Consider the following 16,448-nt stretch of genomic DNA (forward strand, 5'->3'; position numbering starts at 1 on the left):
AATCACCGTGAAAGGTTAGCTGCGGGCGTACACATCCTCGTACCGGATGATGTCGTCCTCACCCAGATAAGACCCGGTCTGGACCTCGATCAGAACCATCGGCACCTTGCCCGGATTCTCCATCCGATGAACGGCACCGAGCGGGATGTAGACAGACTGGTTTTCAGAGATCAGGCGCACATCTTCGTCGATCGTAACTTTTGCCGTGCCCTGTACAACGATCCAGTGTTCAGACCGGTGGTGATGAGATTGCAGGCTTAGTGAGGCGCCGGGGTGAACGTGTATGCGTTTGACCTGGAACCGATCCCCGATGACCAGGCTTTCGAACCAGCCCCAAGGGCGATGATCGACCGGCAGCGATTCCGCTTGTTTGGCGCCTTTGGCCTTCAGGGCCGCAACCGCCTGTTTGACGTCCTGAGCCTTGTCCATGCTGGCCACCAAAACCGCATCGGGCATGGCGACCGCAATCATGTTTTCCAGACCCATCGCAACAACTTCTTGCGTGGGGGTTTCTGAACGCACCAATACGTTCCGGCAGTCAATGGTGGTAACCTGGCCCGTGGTGGCAACGCCATCGGCGTCTGGATTGCTCAGCTCTTGAACTGCCGACCAGCTGCCGACATCCGACCAGCCAGAGGCGTAAGGAACAACGCTCAGATTGCGGGCTTTCTCCATGACCGCGTAGTCGATCGAGATATCCTCGACCGTGCCCCAGGCTTGGGGATCGAGGCGCAGAAACCCGAGGTCGGCCTTTGCCTCACGGACGGCCTTGCCGACCGGGTCCAGCAGTGCGGACGCATGTTCTTTGAATGCAGCAATTATGTCTTTGACCGCGAACAGAAATATCCCCGAATTCCAAAGATAGCTGCCATCGGCGATCATGGCTTGGGCATTCTGCAGATCAGGCTTTTCGACAAAACGGTCCAGCGCAATGGCGGTGTTGCCCGTATCTGGGGCATGGCTGAGCTTGAGATATCCATAGCCGGTTTCCGGCCGGTCCGGAGTGATCCCGAAAGTGACGAGATCCCCACGATCCGAAATCGCGCGCGCGCCTTCGGTAACTGCCTGATGAAAAGCAGCTTTGTCCGGGATGACATGGTCCGATGGGGCGACAAGCATGATCGCATCCGGGTTGCTGGCGGCCAGATACAACGCGGCGGCCAGAACCGCTGGTGCTGTGTTGCGCCCTTCGGGTTCGATCAGAATGGGGCCCGGATCTATGCCAATCGCGCCCAGTTGTTCCGGAACCACAAAACGGAATGCATCATTGGTAAGGATCAGCGGCTTGGCATAAGGCGCGTCCTTGGGTCCCTGCATTCGTTCAGCACAATCCTGAAGCAGGCTTGAATCACCGATCAGAGGGACGAACTGCTTGGGGTAACTTTTGCGCGACAGGGGCCACAGTCGGGTGCCGGACCCTCCGCAGAGTATGATGGGATGGATGGTGGTCATTGCGGCTTGCCTCGAAGGTTCTTGGACTTTGTCACTTTAGAAACGACATGCTGAAGGTTGCGGGCGCTATTGAGCGGCCTTCCCGGCGGCGACTATCTCGTTCAGATATTGGCTCAGGTCATCACGCAGATCGCTACGGGCCAGCGCAAAGGCAACAGTTGCCTGGAGGAACCCGGCTTTCGAGCCGCAATCAAATCGCTGGCCGTCGAATTTATAGCCAAACACGGGCACACCGTTACAGATGTCTTCTGCGATAGCATCGGTCAGCTGAATCTCACCGCCACTGCCCGTTTTCTTTTGGTTGAGATTGTACAGCACTGACGGCCCCAGAATATACCGACCGATAACGGCTAGGTTCGAGGGGGCTTCTTCCGGCTTGGGCTTTTCAACCATTCCTCTGGCGCGAACCACTGAGCCGACGTTTTCGCCTACATCGAGAACGCCATAGGAACTGGTTTTTTCGTTTGGCACTTCCATCGTTGCGACCATATTGCCGCCGGTTTCCTCATAGGCTTCGACCATCTGCTGCAGACAGGGTTTATCAGCAGCAATGACGTCATCAGGCAACATTACTGCAAATGGCTCGTCGCCGATCAGACGGCGGGCACACCAGACTGCGTGGCCCAGACCAAGCGCCTTGTGCTGGCGGATATAGGCGATGGCACCGCTTTCCATATTCGTTGCATTCAGCGCTTCAAGCAGGTCATCCTTGCCCTTGGCCTTGAGCTCCTGTTCCAGAACGAGGTTGTGATCAAAGTAATCTTCCAGCGCAGATTTGCCACGCGAAGTTACAAAGATGAATTCGGTAATACCTGCGGCACGGGCTTCGTCGATTGCGTATTGAACCAAAGGACGGTCAACCAGTGTCATGATCTCTTTGGGGACGGATTTTGTCGCTGGGAGAAAACGCGTGCCCAATCCCGCAACGGGGAAAATCGCCTTGGTGACCTTGCGTACCATGTTACCTCTCAAATTCAATTCTTGCCCGACCGCGTAGGGCAGGCCGGGGTTTCCTATTAGGCTGCGCAGTCAGAACAATCAATGACATCGCGGCCGCAGTCTAAAATCTGACAGGAAGGTGCCACCGGGGGTAGGGGAAGTCAAAACGAACCGCCGTTTGATGCCTTTGAAACCCGTCATTTACCGGTGTTTTGTTGTACAATCCGGCCCTTCGTCCATTCATTGGCAAGAATACGCCAAGAATCGTCATGAAGTCGTGCAAAGCCGAACCTGTCCCCGAGGCTGTTCATGCGGCCTCGGGGACAGGGGATTTATGTGTTCGCCAGTATTGTCTCAAGCGGGTCATGCTCGGCCACGAAATGGTTTGGTGCGACCTCGTTGAGCTGTGGAACATAATCGTTCTGACCGGCCGATAGCCGGCTGGGCAAGAACCTGAGCGCCGCTTTCGGGTCCATCGGCGAAGGCAGCTCGCCCGGTAATTTGAGGCGCTGGCGTTGCCGTTCCACATCCGGATCGGGGATCGGGACCGCCGAGATCAGCGATTTGGTATAGGGGTGCAGAGGCTGCGAACAGATCACCTCTCCATCTCCCAATTCGACGATGCGCCCCAGATACAGTACCATGATCCGGTTTGACACTGTCCGTACCACGGACAGGTCGTGGCTGATGAAAATCATCGACAGCCCGAATTCCTGCTGCAGCTCTTTCAAAAGCTCTACGATCTGGGCCTGGATCGACACGTCCAGAGCCGAGACCGCCTCGTCACAAATGATCAGCTTGGGCTTGTTGATCATCGCCCGCGCGATCCCGACCCGCTGGTTCTGCCCACCGGACAGCTCGTGCGGATAGCGGTTGATCATGTTGGCCTGCAGGCCGACCCGCTCCATCATTTCGCCGACCATTTTCTTGCGCTCACGCTCTGTCAGATCCGGGCGATAGGTTTTCAGCGGTTCGGCGATAGAGGCCGAGATGGTCATTCGCGGATCGAGGCTGGCCAGCGGATCCTGGAACACAATCTGCAGGTCCTTGCGGTACTTGTTCAGCTCGGCCCGCTTTAGCCCGACTATCGGATGGCCCAACCAGCTGACATTGCCACCGCTGGGTTCGATCAGCTGCAGAACCGCCCGTGCCAGTGTGGATTTGCCACAGCCGGATTCACCCACAACGCCCAGCGTCTCGCCCTTACGGATGTCAAAGCTGACGCCGTCCACGGCCTTCAGCGGCACTTTGCGCCCGAACAGCCCGCCCGAGACATGGATCGGGAAATGCACTTTGACGTCATCGACCCGCAGCAGAGGTTCATCGGTTTCTTCCAGAGCTTTTGGCGCGTCACCGGCATCAATGCGCGGCATCGCTTCAAGCAGGGTGCGGGTGTATTCATGCTGCGGCGCGCGGAAGATCTCGCGTGTGTCCCCGGCCTCAACAAACTGACCAAGACGCATGACCTGAATGCGGTCACACATCCGTGCCACCACGCCCATGTCATGCGTGATCAGCGCAATGGCAGTGCCTTCGTCTTTTTGCAGGTGCACCATCAAGTCCAGAATGTCGGCCTGGACCGTCACATCCAGCGCCGTGGTCGGTTCATCGGCGATCAGCAGCTTTGGGCTGCACAACATCGACATGGCGATCATGACACGTTGGCGCATGCCCCCCGACAATTCGTGCGGGTATTGATCCAGACGACGGTTTGCCTCTGGGATGCGGACCCGGTCCAACCACTCCAGACAGCGCGCCCGAGCGGCCGAACCCTGCAACCCTTCGTGAACCTGCAGAACCTCACGCATTTGCTGCCCGACCCGCAGATGCGGGGTCAGGGCGGTCAGCGGATCCTGAAAGATCATGCCGACGTCATCGCCGCGGATCTGGTTCAGCTTGTTGATCGGCAGATTCAGGATTTCCTTGCCGTTCAGCGTGGCCGAACCGATTGCACGACCCGCTGAAGGCAACAGCCCCATCGCGGCCATGAAAGTCTGGCTTTTACCGGACCCGCTTTCGCCCACAATACCAAGGCATTCGCCCGGATTAATGTCAAAGCTGATGCCTTTGACGGCCTCGACCACACCATCGGGGGTGTCGAACTGGACGCTTAGGTCCTTAACAGAGAACAGGCTCATATCAGCGATCCTTCGGGTCCAGAGCGTCACGCAGCCCATCGCCGATGAAGAACATCGTGATGATAATGGCGACATAGAATGTCAGAGGGAACATCAGCTGCCAGAGGGTTCCGTACCCCATTGTGCCTGCCCCTTCAGCGATCAGACGGCCTAGCGAGGTATAGGGCTCCGAGATGCCAAGTCCGAGGAACGAGATAAAGCTTTCGGTCAGGATCATCTCGGGCACCAGAAGCGAAGCATAGACGATTACCACGCCCAGCAGGTTGGGCAGGATATGGCGATACATGATGGTGAATTCGCTGACACCGGCGGCACGCGCGGCCTCGATGAATTCGCGGTTTTTCAGGGCCAGAGTCTGCCCTCTGACGATCCGTGACATGGTCAGCCAACCAACCGCGCCCAATGCGATGAACAGGGTAAAGAACGACCGACCGGCCACTACAAGCAACAGAATGATGATCAGAGTTGTCGGAATGGCCAGAAGGATATCGACGAACCGCATCATCGCGCCGTCAAGGCGCCCGCCAATATACCCGGCGGCGATGCCATAGCAGGTGCCAACAATCAACGCGGTGGCCGCCCCGACAAGCCCCACCAACAACGATGTTGTTGTGGCCTGAATGACCCGGCTGTAAAGGTCGCGCCCCAGATCGTCGACGCCAAAGAAGTGCCCAGTCTCGATCGACGGCATTCCCATGCCACGGATGTCACCCATAACGTTCCAGTCGATTTCCTCATTGCTCCAAACGGCGAAATATGGGCCGAAGATTGTGAACAGAACGATCATCAGCAAGATGAATACACTCGCCATTGCGGCTTTGTTGCGGACAAACCGCATCCGCGCATCCTGCCAGAGGGAACGCCCCTGAACGGCCGTGAAATCGGTGATATCCTCGGCCAGATGGGCGGCTTTTTGTGATTTTCCTAGCATTTTGTGCCCCTCAGTACCGGATTTTCGGATCGAACCAGGCATAAGCCAGGTCGGTCAGCAGGTTCACGATCACTGTCAGCGTGCCGTACAGGATGGTGACCCCCAGCAGCACTGCATAATCGCGCGACAGGGCCGAGCCGACATAGGCCTGCCCCAGACCACCGGTCGAGAAATAGATGTCGACGAAAACCGATCCGGTCAGGACATAGACAAAGACCGGCCCCAGATAGGACACCACCGGCAGCAGCGTGGGCTTCAACGCATGGCGCCAGATTACGGTCCTGGTAGGCAAACCCTTGGCCCGGGCCGTGCGGATGAAGTTCGAGTTCAGAACTTCCAGCATCGACGAACGGGTAATCCGCGCGATCGACCCCATATAGGACGTGGCCAATGCGATGACCGGCATTATCAGATATTGCCACTGACCGCCGTTCCAGCCACCACCCGGCAACCATCCCAGCCACAAAGTGAAGGTCAGGATCAGGATCGGGCCCATGATGAAGTTCGGCAGAGCCTGCGCAGCGATACCCAGACCTACGGCAAAATAGTCGATCCAGCTGTTGTGTCGGATGGCTGCGGCGATCCCAAGGCCAATACCTACGACACTCGCCAGCAGGAATGACAATGACCCGTAAGTCAGCGAGATCGGGAAGCCTTGCGAAATGATATCATTGACGTCCCGGTCCTTGAACTTGAAGGACGGGCCGAAATCGAAATGCACGACAATGTTGTACAGATAGTCCCAAAGCTGTTTCCACAGCGGCTGGTCCAGACCATAGCGCGCCTCGATATTGGCCAGTACCTGCGGCGGCAATGGCCGTTCCGAGGTAAACGGCCCGCCGGGCGCGTAGTGCATCAGAAAGAAACAGGCAACGATCAGCAACAGGATCGTTGGAACGGCGATCAGCAATCGCCGGATGATATAGGCAAGCATTTCATGCCCCCATTATTGGCTTTGCCCCGGGGTGATCCTCGGGGCAAAGCGTGGTCTAAGGAAGGTTATTCGGCGATCTTGTAGAGGTTCTTGGAGTACCAGTTCTGCTCTACGTTCTTGACCGGCCAGTTGCCGACATCGCTGTCCATCATGTAGACGCCAGCATAGTGATAGATCGGGATAACCGGAGTCTCTTGTGCAATGATCCGCTCAACCTCGGTATACAGTGGTGCTGCGTCATCTGCTGTCTTGGCCTGGGTCAGCAAATCGTCAACCTTGGAGTTGTTGTACTTGCCGTCGTTATAGCCGGAATCCGATTGCAACAGGTCCAGGAAGGTCGAGGCTTCGTTATAGTCGCCACACCAGGCGCCACGGGCCAGATCGAAGTTCTGGTTGCCGCGCTCTTCCAGGAACACTTTCCATTCCATATTGGCCAACTCGACCTGTACGCCCAGTTTCTGTTTCCACATCTGGCTCAGTGCCACTGCGACTTTCTTATGGGCCTCTGATGTGTTGTAGACCATGTCAAAGCTCAGCGGGTTGTCGGGGCCAAATCCGGCCTCGGCCAGCAGCTCCTTGGCCAGCTCGTCACGCTCGGCTTGCGTCATCGAAGCCATTTCGACTTCAGGGACGGTGAACCCGGCGGTTGCTTCGGGTGCGAACGTATATGCGGGCGGCTCACCACCGGCTTTGACGTTCTTGGTGATGATGTCGCGGTCAACTGCAAGAGACAGGGCTTGACGTACATTTGGGTTCTTGAATTCTTCCGGTCCGCTGTCAGACAGGTTGAATGTATAGTAATAGTTGCACAGGCGCGGGAAGCTGATGGCCTCTTCGGGGTGCTCTTTCTGTAGGCGCGGGAACTGACCAGCAGGTACTTCGGTTCGGTCCAGCTCGCCTGCGAGGTAACGGGTCAGGGCTACGTTTTCGTCGTTGATGACAAGGGCCACGACTTTTTCGACAATCGTATTGTCGTTATCCCAATACATCTCGTTGCGCTCACGGACCGAGCGTTCCTGTGGCAGGTGTTCGGTCAGAACATAGGCGCCGTTCGAGACGATGTTTTCCGGCTTAGTCCAGGCGTCGCCAAACTCTTCGATCACCTTCTGCGGGGCAGGGAAGGTGGTGGAATGGGTGGTCATTTGCGCGAAATAAGGCAGTGCTGCGCTCAGCTTGACCTCAAGTGTGTGGTCGTCGATGGCGGTTACGCCCAGTTCGTCCACCGGCTTCTCACCGGCAATGATTTCGGCCGCATTTTCGATCGACATCAGTTCCATGAACCACGCATAAGGCGAGGACAGAGCGGGATCGACGGCACGTTTCCATGCAAAGACGAAATCGCCTGCCGTGACCGGATCACCATTGGACCATTTGGCGTTATCACGCAGTGTAAATGTGTAAACGTCCTTGGTATCGTTTGTGGTATAGCCGGTTGCGACGCCGGGCACCAAATTGCCGTCTTCGTCCTGGTTCATCAGGCCTTCGAACAGGTCGCGGACAATTTCCGCACCGGTAACGTCTTCAACAACCTGCGGGTCAACCGAACTGTGCTCATCCAGAACGCGATAGGTGAAGGTTTGATCATCCGCCAGCGCCTCGCCGGTTTCGGGATGGGTGCCGGCGGCAAATGCAGCGCCGGTGATCATGGTCGAGGTCAGTAGCCCCGCCAGAGATGTCCGAATGTATTTGTTCATATCTTTCTACTCCCATTTGTGTGGTGGCAAGGTACGCACATCCGTTCAGGATGGTCGCTGACCACCATGATTGTCCGACTCAGATAGACCGGGACTTGTTCGAATTTTGCTTTTTCAGATCGCAATGAACACCGCGTCGCAGTCTTTCGGTTTGCTGTCGGAAACGTAGTTGCGAAAGTCGCCTTTCACTGATGCAGAACGTGGCACTATTTCAAAAAAGGTTAAAGCCTTTGCGTGCAAAATGGCCAGGTGCGGCCGAAATCTAAAAAATTCCACGGGAGAACGGAAATATTATAATGATACGCGATGGTTTCTTGACATTTTTGTGAAGCTCTTGATTGAGCGGTTGAGCGTTGACGCAAGGTCCGCTTTTGCGGCTTTCCAAAAATTGGCGCGAATCGCTATTGGGTCAGTGCCCGGACCATATGGGTCTGAGGAAAGCATGTGGCGGACTGATTAGTGGCCTCTTGCCAGCGCCCGATAGAGCGGCGTGTTCGAAAGCCCGGCAGGCCGTCAGCGCCGCCGACGTCATGGCCCATCTGTTCCAATGCGCGCTGCATGGCTGCTATATCCGATCGGTAAAGACCGCCGACTTTGTCCCACCGGCCGCGGAAATCCTGGACGCCATATTCTATCCTATCCCCAACATGGCCAACAAACAGCGCATAGAGATCGCTTTTGTTGTATTCCTTCAGAACATAGAAATTCGGCGTGACAATGAAGGTCGGGCCATAACGCCCGGCGGGCATCATCAAAAACCCCTGTCCGGGCATTTCCTGCTTGGGGAACGGCTTGCCAGACACCCGCGTGATCCCCATCCCGACCCAGTCGCGAATAGGACGGCCCTGATCCGGCCCTTCAAGGGTGCAGGAAACCGATGGCGGGACAATGACTTCGAACCCCCAATCGCGGCCCGCGACCCAGCCATGTTGGTCGAGGTAATTGCCTATGGATGAGATCGTATCCTCGGCCGAGGTCCAGATATCCGCGCGCCCGTCGCCATTTCCATCGGCCGCATAAGTCAGGTAGTTCGATGGCATGAACTGCGGTTGCCCAAGCGCACCGGCCCAACTGCTTTTCATTTGATCCGGCGGTATGTGGCCAGCATCGGCAATCTTGAGCGCGGCGATAAGCTCTGACGTGAAATATTCTGAGCGGGTGCTCATGAAACCTTTGGTGCCCAGAACCTGAAACGCATTATGCCGGATAGCCACCTGCCCATATCCGCTTTCGCGGCCCCAGATCGCCAGAATGACGCGCGCTGGTACACCGGTATCGGATTCTACCTGTTTCAGTGTCGTGTTATAGCGCCGGGCCATCTTGCGTCCGACAGAGGTGGCCCCCTGAACCGAACCAGCGTTGAAATAGCGCCCGGGTGATCCGAACTCGGCCTGCTTTTGTTCCTTGGGAACTGTTGTTGCCGTACCTGGAGGAACCAGGTCTGGCAGTTTCCAGTTCAGCGTGACGCCGTTGAAAGCCCTGTTCATCGTGCGTTTTGAAACACCCTCGGATTTCGCCCGCGCCCAGACCGTGTGTTTCAGCCATGACTGAAACTGAGCCTCGATCGCCGCACGATCCTGTGCTGTCGCACTTGTCGACAGGTAGCAAAGTCCAAGAGTAAGGATTAACCAACGCATTATCCTATGATCTCACCTGCGATCTGCTTTAAGTCAACCTACCAGAATGGCGTTTCTGCCGCTGTGATCGGGGTGGCAAGATCAAATCTCGGGAAACTGGCAGAGCTGCGTAAAAATCCTTGTGAAAATTCAGGACTCTGCCGATAGTTGTCCCAATCAATTTTGAAATGAGGATGAACAGGCGTGACATATTCCAGACCGTCTTTTGCATCCTTGGTTGTCCTGTCTGCCGCCATCGCAGGTCTTGGCTTTGTGCCGGTTGCCGAAGCCAGCAACAATTTCTTGGACCCTCAGGGACCCGTCGCCGCCCTTCAGAAAAGCCACCTTTTACGGGCAACTGTTCTGATACTGGTCGCAGTTGTTCCGGTTCTGATCCTGGTGCCTTTGATTGCCATACGGTATCGAAGGCGAAAGGAGGGGCAGGCAGACTATCGACCGGAATGGGATTTTTCCGCCCGGTTGGAGTTTCTCATGTGGGGTATCCCGGTTGTTATTGTGGCCATCCTTTCATTCTATTTGTGGAAAGCCACCCACCGGCTGGACCCTTACGAGACCTCATTCGGAGAAGAACCGGCGCTGAAAGTGCAGGTTGTTGGTCTCGACTGGAAGTGGCTGTTCATCTACCCCGATCTTGGCATCGCCAGCGTCGGTGAGATGGGGCTCCCGGTCAACCAACAGGTGGCTGTCACACTGACAACAGATACGGTGATGCAGTCCTTTATGATCCCGGCACTGGCCGGGCAAATCTATGCCATGCCGGGGATGACGACCAAATTGCACCTTGTCGCCGATAGGCCCGAAACAATGCAGGGCGAAAATACGCAGTATAACGGACGCGGCTTTACCAAGCAGAAATTCAAAGCCATTGCCATGGCGCCTCAGGAGTTCAATGACTGGGCCGAGAATGTCCAGGCAAACGGGGTTCCGTTGAGCGCTGAAACATACCGAACGCTTGCCATGCGAACGGACCGGGACGAGGTGCAGGCCATGTTGGGCAATGATCAGATGCCGACTGATGCGCTGTATTTCACGCTAGCCGATGGTGATCTGTTTCAGTCGATCCTGCACCGCTATCACGGGGCCACACCCTTGCCTGCCGATCAGCAACCGGGCACTGCCGAATATGGTCAGGAGAAAACACAATGACCGATGTCGAGACTGGTTTTTTCGGCCGTCTAAACTGGGATGCTTTTCCGATCACCGGGTTGATCCAGTCGCCCAACGCAAATGAGATCGTGGCAAATGCTGCCGCTGGGATCGTGATTGTGGGCGTCATTGCCGTTGTGGGGCTGCTGACATGGTTTCGTCTGTGGGGGCCGCTGTGGCGTGACTGGCTGACCAGCGCCGACCACAAGAAGATCGGCATCATGTATATCGTCTTTGCCATCGTGATGCTGGCGCGGGGGGTTCTGGAAGGCGTTGTCATGCGCGCCCAGCAAGCCGCAGGGCCGGGCGAAGGCTTTCTGGAAGCCGAGCATTTCGCCGAGCTTTTCAGTACCCATGGCACGATCATGATCTTCTTCGTGGCCGTGCCGTTTGTGTTCGGTGCCGCCAATTTCCTGATCCCGCTGATGATAGGCGCCCGCGACGTGGCATTCCCGGTGATGAACCAGATCAGCCTAGGCCTGACCGTGTCCTCGGGCATGATGCTGATGGTTTCCCTGGTGGTCGGAGAGTTCTCGACCGGGGGCTGGACGGCCTACCCTCCCTTTACCGGTGCAGCCTTCAATCCCGGCGTAGGGCCGGATTATTGGATTTGGGCCATCGTTGTGTCGGGGATCGGAACGACGCTGACCGGAATCAACTTTGCCGTTACGATCTACAAGATGCGCGCGCCGGGGATGCAGTTCATGCGGTTGCCGATGTATTGCTGGACGATCATCTGCAGCTCGATCCTGATTGTCTTTGCCATGCCGCCGCTGGGTGTTGCGGCGCTGATGCTGGCCGCAGACCGGTACTTGGATTTCCACTTTTTCACCAATGACCTTGGCGGCAACATGATGAACTATGCCAACCTGTTCTGGCTGTTCGGACATCCCGAGGTCTATCTGTTGGTCCTGCCCGCCTATGGTATCTATTCCGAGGTTTTTGCGACCTTCTCGGCCAAGCGCCTGTACGGGTACAACTCCTTGGTGATTGCAACGATGTCGATTGCGGTGCTGTCCTTCACGGTCTGGCTGCACCACTTTTTCACTATGGGCCAAAGCGCGCTGATCAATGCGGTGTTTGGGATTGCCACGATGCTGATCGCCATACCGACTGGCGTGAAAGTTTATGATTGGATGGCCACGCTGTTTCGCGGGCGTATCCGGTTCTCGGTCCCGATGCTCTATGGGTTGTCTTTCCTGATGCTGTTCGTGATCGGAGGGTTGTCGGGCGTCATCCTGGCCAATCCGACCATCGACTATCAGGTGCATAACACCCTGTTCCTGGTCGCGCATTTTCACAATGTGCTGCTGCCTGGCGTCCTGTTTGGCCTGCTTGCGGGATACAACTATTGGTTCCCCAAAGCTTTTGGTTTCCGCCTGAATGAAGGCTGGGGACGGATATCTGTCGCGTTGTGGACCGTTGGATTTATGTTGACCTTCCTGCCGCTTTATTTTGTCGGCCTGATGGGGATGCCGCGTCGATCTTACAGTTGGGAAGACCCCAGCTTTCACCCCTATATGATCGTCGCCGTGCTTGGGTCTATGGTCATTATCGCAGCGCTTCTGTCGATCATTGTCCAGCTTTGGGTCAGCATTCGAGACCGGGAAAAAACCCGCGTTCCGGTTGGCGACCCTTGGGATGGGCGCACGCTGGAATGGTCAATTCCGGCACCGCCGCCTCCGTATAACTTTGCAATCATTCCGCATGTGACCGACCGGGATGATTTTGCCGCCGCAAAAGAGCGCGGCAACGCCTATCCGTCCCTTGATGCCTATGAAGATATCCTCATGCCACGCAATACGGCGATCGGGTTCGGTCTGTGCGTGCTCAGCGGTATCTGGATGTTTGCGCTGGTCTGGTGGATCTGGTGGCTGGCTATTGCGACGACAGCCGCGATGTTGGCGGCCTTCATCGCCTGGACTTTCAGAACCGACACCGAAGAGGTTATTCCGGCCGAGCAGGTCCGCAAAGAGCATGAAGCCTGGCTTGATCTCGTGCGCGCATCGGCTCCGGTCAATCGCGATCATGAATACGCGCCCGAGAACCGCGGCCTGGCCCGTCCCGATCTGGAGGCCACTACATGAAACGCGCGCCGACACACAGCTATCCGGGCCTAAACTTGGGCCGACGGCATCCGGGTGCCGACAAGGCCAGCGAAGTGGTCACCTTTGGGTTCTGGGTCTTTCTGATGAGCGATCTGGTCTATTTCGGCCTGATGTTCGCGATCTATATCACCATGATCGACGCGCAGGCGGGTGGGCCCGGTCCGCATGAGCTGTTCGACCTGACCAGCATTTTTGCCCAGACCCTGATCCTGTTGACCAGCAGCCTTACAGTGGGCCTTGCGATGCTGGCGTTGAAATACAACCTGCCACGGCCCCGTATCGTGCTTTGGTTCGCGGTAACTCTGGTTCTGGGTCTCAGCTTTCTGGTACTTGAGATACGTGACTTTCTGGCTATGGCGGAAAAGGGTGGCATTCCACAGCGCAGCGGGTTTCTGTCAGCGTTTTACGGGCTTGTGCCGCTGCACGGGCTGCATGTCGCTGCGGGGTGTCTGTGGTTGATCGTTCTGGGTATTCAGCTGCGTGTGTTTGGTCTAACCGACGTTCTGATGTCACGGGTGGTTCGTCTGGCCCTGTTCTGGCATTTTCTCGACCTCATCTGGATCGGCATAATCACGATCGTCTATTTCGGAGGGCTGACCTATGGATAGGCGCAGCGAAATGCACCGACGTGAACGCCGCCGATATGTGATTGGCTATGGCGGATCGCTGCTGCTGACACTGGCGGTCTTTACCATTGCATATACGTTCGGGATCGAGACCAAGGGCGTTTATTTGTCGATCGGTTTGTTGGGGCTGGCGCAGTTGATTGTTCAACTGGTGTATTTCCTGCATATCGACCGTCGACGCAGCAGCCGCGAGGACCTGGACCTGGTCCTGTTTTCCACGATGGTTCTATTGATCATCATTGTTGGGACGGTCTGGATAATGGGGAATCTGGCGGTGCGGATGCATACCTATCCGATGTAGGTCCGGCTGCACCGGATCAGCGCATCGCCATCAGCCCAAGCCACAGCGCGCCCCAACACAGCAAAAGGCTCAGCGCGATATTGCCCGCCGCCGTAGCGATTGTGCGTTCGCGCCGCAGTTCCAGGGACTGGTATGCAAAGCTGGAGAAAGTGGTAAAGCCGCCACAAAAGCCGAACACCAGGCGCTGTTCCTCCAGGCTGACGCCCGTCGGTCCGCCCAGATACCCGACCCAAAGCCCAAGCAACAGACTGCCAAAGACGTTCACGATCAGCGTTGCCACGGGCAGGTCATGGCGAATTCGAATGGCGATCCAGTGCCGCAGAACCGCGCCCAAACCGCCGCCCAAACCAAACATTGCGTGCAGGTAGAGATCGCTCATTCTGACGACCTCGGTGTTGAAAAGCGACGCCCGACAGTTTCACCCAAAATTGCTGCAGCCAGACCCGCCACAATTTCCAAACCCGCCGCAGCGAGGGCAAAACCGAAACTGACCTCGGCCAGACGTTCCAATTCCGCGACAAATGAGGAAAACGTAGATAACCCGCCACAAAACCCAACCGCGCCCAAATGCAGGACGTGGGCATGCACCCGGTGCCGGATGGCGTATAACCAGCCAAGCACAAAGCATGCGGCTATATTGATGCCAAAGGTCTCGGTCAAGATCGGCAGGCCCGAGATCCCGAGCGACAACGCTTCTCTGACCAGTGACCCAGCCGCGCCACCCGTGAAAACGGCGCAGAACATGAGAGCCGTGGCCCATGCTGTTTGCGATTTTTTCACAGCTGCTGATCCCACCCGCGTTAGTCTGTTATCGGGGATACCGATTGGTGCGACCGGGATCAACCGCACTTGGCGGATCACAAGTTCAACCATTTGCGTGATTTCGGGCGTAAAGGCTTGCGTATAATCGCGAATTTGTTTCACGTTGACACAGGGTACCGCCATATTGGGAGAGCACGAATGATTGTACGCAGACTCTATTACGTATTGAGCCTTGTGTGTCTGCCATTGACAGTTTTGGCTGGGTTTTTCTGGCCACCGGCTCATTGGTTTCTTATTGTTCTAATCCCATACGCGGTGACCGGTCTCTATGATCTACTGACCACCAGACATAACGTACTGAATAACTACCCGGTTCTGGGACATTTCCGGTATATGCTGGAATTCGTCAGCCCAGAGATACGGCAATATTTTGTTGAAACCAACGAAAACGGCCGTCCCTATAACCGCATCATTCGCAGTCTGGTTTATTCCCGTGCCAAAGGGCAGGTTGATACCCAGGCATTTGGAACCCAATACGACATCCAAACCGTTGGATACCACAGGGCCAATCACTCGCTTGCGCCCAAACATGTGCCGGAAAGCGAAGAACGGGTGATGTTGGGCGGGCCGCAATGTTCCCAACCCTATAGTGCCTCGCGCCTGAACGTTTCAGCGATGAGCTTTGGTGCCCTCAGCGCCAATGCAATCCGAGCGTTGAATGGTGGGGCAAAGGATGGAGGTTTTGCGCATAATACGGGTGAGGGTGGTCTGTCGCCGCACCATCTGGCCGAAGGTGGGGATATCATCTGGCAGATTGGCACTGGGTATTTCGGATGCCGCGCACCGGATGGCGGGTTCGACAAAGACAAATTCACCGAAAGAGCCAGGAACGAGGTCGTCAAGGCGATTGAAATCAAGCTGTCGCAAGGGGCCAAGCCCTCGCACGGGGGGGTGTTGCCTGCGGCCAAGGTGGATGAAGAGATTGCGCAGATACGCGGTGTTCCCCTGCATCAGGACGTGATCTCTCCGCCAATTCATTCCGCATTTGACGGACCTACCGGCTTGATGAATTTCGTTCAAAATCTGCGCGAGATGTCGGGTGGCAAACCTATTGGGTTTAAGTTGTGCATTGGTCGTCCGTCCGAGTTCTTAGCGATATGCAAAGCCATGCTGGAAACAGGCATCCTGCCTGATTTTATCACCATTGATGGTGCCGAAGGCGGCACGGGCGCGGCCCCTGTAGAATTCACCAACCGGTTGGGCATGCCTTTGAACGAGGCGTTGATTTTCGTGAATAACTGTCTGCGCGGTGTGGGTTTGCGCGATAAGATCCGCATAATTTGCTCGGGCAAAGTCGCCACAGGCTATGACATCATCGAGAAATGCGCGCTTGGGGCCGATATGTGTAATGCGGCAAGGGCAATGATGTTTGCAGTGGGATGCATTCAGGCGCTTCACTGCAACACAAACCGATGCCCGTCCGGCGTGGCCACACAGGATCCGGTCCGAGGCCGCGCTGTGAATGTTCCGCAAAAAAGACAACGGGTACATCGCTATCACGACGCGACTTTAGAGAGCTTTCGCGAGCTGCTGGGCGCCATGGGCAAGGAAAAGGTCTCCGAACTTCACCCTTCGGACATCCTTCGGCGTACTGCAGATGAAAGAGATCGCTCTTATGCTGAACTCTATTTGCATCTTGAAGAAGGCGCTTTGCTGAAGGCTCCGCTTCCGGATGAATATGCAGAGGACTGGAATCGCGCATCGGCGGATCATTTCTGAT

14 protein-coding genes are annotated in these 16,448 nt (G+C 56.3%); 5 read left to right on the top strand and 9 right to left on the bottom strand.

The window, feature by feature from the left end; all coding sequences use genetic code 11:
• Positions 1-15: 15 nt before the first annotated feature.
• From AC2FLB_RS18430 to AC2FLB_RS18460, 7 genes are all read right to left on the bottom strand, one after another.
• Complete coding sequence (locus AC2FLB_RS18430) at positions 16-1,452, bottom strand: mannose-1-phosphate guanylyltransferase/mannose-6-phosphate isomerase (RefSeq protein WP_142639840.1); 1,437 nt, start codon at positions 1,450-1,452, stop codon at positions 16-18.
• Positions 1,453-1,518: 66 nt separating this feature from the next.
• Entirely contained in the window at positions 1,519-2,412 is an 894-nt protein-coding gene (gene galU, locus AC2FLB_RS18435; protein WP_281995135.1) for a UTP--glucose-1-phosphate uridylyltransferase GalU, read from the bottom strand.
• 311 nt (positions 2,413-2,723) lie between these two features.
• Positions 2,724-4,529 (bottom strand): ABC transporter ATP-binding protein, encoded by a 1,806-nt coding sequence (locus AC2FLB_RS18440; protein ID WP_496709818.1) that lies wholly within the window; start codon positions 4,527-4,529, stop codon positions 2,724-2,726.
• A 1-nt stretch (position 4,530) separates the two neighbouring features.
• Entirely contained in the window at positions 4,531-5,460 is a 930-nt protein-coding gene (locus AC2FLB_RS18445; RefSeq protein WP_142639834.1) for an ABC transporter permease subunit, read from the bottom strand.
• Between the two features lie 10 nt (positions 5,461-5,470).
• Positions 5,471-6,394 carry an oligopeptide ABC transporter permease OppB gene (gene oppB, locus AC2FLB_RS18450; RefSeq protein WP_142639832.1) on the bottom strand — a complete coding sequence of 308 codons (924 nt, stop codon included), beginning with the start codon at positions 6,392-6,394 and terminating at the stop codon, positions 5,471-5,473.
• Between the two features lie 65 nt (positions 6,395-6,459).
• The gene (locus tag AC2FLB_RS18455; protein ID WP_496676879.1) at positions 6,460-8,088 is read right to left on the bottom strand and encodes a peptide ABC transporter substrate-binding protein; all 1,629 of its coding nucleotides are present in this window, start codon (positions 8,086-8,088) and stop codon (positions 6,460-6,462) included.
• A gap of 401 nt (positions 8,089-8,489) precedes the next feature.
• A complete protein-coding gene (locus AC2FLB_RS18460; protein WP_496709819.1) occupies positions 8,490-9,725 on the bottom strand; it encodes a lytic murein transglycosylase in 1,236 nt (411 codons plus the stop codon).
• A gap of 183 nt (positions 9,726-9,908) precedes the next feature.
• On the opposite strand from AC2FLB_RS18460, the gene AC2FLB_RS18465 reads away from it, so the two are divergent.
• Genes AC2FLB_RS18465 through AC2FLB_RS18480 form a run of 4 tightly spaced genes read left to right on the top strand, consistent with a single transcriptional unit; the run spans position 9,909 to position 13,906 of the window.
• Positions 9,909-10,871 (top strand): cytochrome ubiquinol oxidase subunit II family protein, encoded by a 963-nt coding sequence (locus tag AC2FLB_RS18465; RefSeq protein WP_271949015.1) that lies wholly within the window; start codon positions 9,909-9,911, stop codon positions 10,869-10,871.
• Entirely contained in the window at positions 10,868-12,958 is a 2,091-nt protein-coding gene (locus AC2FLB_RS18470) for a cbb3-type cytochrome c oxidase subunit I (RefSeq protein ID WP_496709820.1), read from the top strand. The genes AC2FLB_RS18465 and AC2FLB_RS18470 overlap by 4 nt, the downstream gene beginning before the upstream one ends.
• Positions 12,955-13,587, top strand: a complete 633-nt coding sequence (locus AC2FLB_RS18475; protein ID WP_142639822.1) for a cytochrome c oxidase subunit 3 — start codon at positions 12,955-12,957, stop codon at positions 13,585-13,587. The genes AC2FLB_RS18470 and AC2FLB_RS18475 overlap by 4 nt, the downstream gene beginning before the upstream one ends.
• A gap of 10 nt (positions 13,588-13,597) precedes the next feature.
• Positions 13,598-13,906 (top strand): cytochrome o ubiquinol oxidase subunit IV, encoded by a 309-nt coding sequence (locus AC2FLB_RS18480; protein ID WP_496676890.1) that lies wholly within the window; start codon positions 13,598-13,600, stop codon positions 13,904-13,906.
• A gap of 16 nt (positions 13,907-13,922) precedes the next feature.
• On the opposite strand, the gene AC2FLB_RS18485 is transcribed toward AC2FLB_RS18480, so the two are convergent.
• The gene (locus AC2FLB_RS18485; protein WP_496709821.1) at positions 13,923-14,285 is read right to left on the bottom strand and encodes a fluoride efflux transporter FluC; all 363 of its coding nucleotides are present in this window, start codon (positions 14,283-14,285) and stop codon (positions 13,923-13,925) included.
• Positions 14,282-14,830, bottom strand: coding sequence for a fluoride efflux transporter FluC (locus tag AC2FLB_RS18490; RefSeq protein ID WP_496709822.1), 549 nt, complete (start codon positions 14,828-14,830; stop codon positions 14,282-14,284). The genes AC2FLB_RS18485 and AC2FLB_RS18490 overlap by 4 nt, the downstream gene beginning before the upstream one ends.
• A 36-nt stretch (positions 14,831-14,866) precedes the next feature.
• On the opposite strand from AC2FLB_RS18490, the gene AC2FLB_RS18495 reads away from it, so the two are divergent.
• The gene (locus AC2FLB_RS18495; RefSeq protein WP_496698347.1) at positions 14,867-16,447 is read left to right on the top strand and encodes an FMN-binding glutamate synthase family protein; all 1,581 of its coding nucleotides are present in this window, start codon (positions 14,867-14,869) and stop codon (positions 16,445-16,447) included.
• Position 16,448 lies beyond the last annotated feature (1 nt).

This window comes from Ruegeria sp. CDSA236 (genome assembly GCF_059611285.1).

Coding starts and splice junctions, on each gene's coding strand:
- AC2FLB_RS18460 (WP_496709819.1), bottom strand. CDS start 9,725: ATGCGTTGGTTAATCCTTACTCTTGGACTTTGCTACCTGTCGACAAGT.
- AC2FLB_RS18480 (WP_496676890.1), top strand. CDS start 13,598: ATGCACCGACGTGAACGCCGCCGATATGTGATTGGCTATGGCGGATCG.
- AC2FLB_RS18475 (WP_142639822.1), top strand. CDS start 12,955: ATGAAACGCGCGCCGACACACAGCTATCCGGGCCTAAACTTGGGCCGA.
- AC2FLB_RS18495 (WP_496698347.1), top strand. CDS start 14,867: ATGATTGTACGCAGACTCTATTACGTATTGAGCCTTGTGTGTCTGCCA.
- AC2FLB_RS18440 (WP_496709818.1), bottom strand. CDS start 4,529: ATGAGCCTGTTCTCTGTTAAGGACCTAAGCGTCCAGTTCGACACCCCC.
- AC2FLB_RS18430 (WP_142639840.1), bottom strand. CDS start 1,452: ATGACCACCATCCATCCCATCATACTCTGCGGAGGGTCCGGCACCCGA.
- oppB (WP_142639832.1), bottom strand. CDS start 6,394: ATGCTTGCCTATATCATCCGGCGATTGCTGATCGCCGTTCCAACGATC.
- galU (WP_281995135.1), bottom strand. CDS start 2,412: ATGGTACGCAAGGTCACCAAGGCGATTTTCCCCGTTGCGGGATTGGGC.
- AC2FLB_RS18455 (WP_496676879.1), bottom strand. CDS start 8,088: ATGAACAAATACATTCGGACATCTCTGGCGGGGCTACTGACCTCGACC.
- AC2FLB_RS18485 (WP_496709821.1), bottom strand. CDS start 14,285: ATGAGCGATCTCTACCTGCACGCAATGTTTGGTTTGGGCGGCGGTTTG.
- AC2FLB_RS18445 (WP_142639834.1), bottom strand. CDS start 5,460: ATGCTAGGAAAATCACAAAAAGCCGCCCATCTGGCCGAGGATATCACC.
- AC2FLB_RS18470 (WP_496709820.1), top strand. CDS start 10,868: ATGACCGATGTCGAGACTGGTTTTTTCGGCCGTCTAAACTGGGATGCT.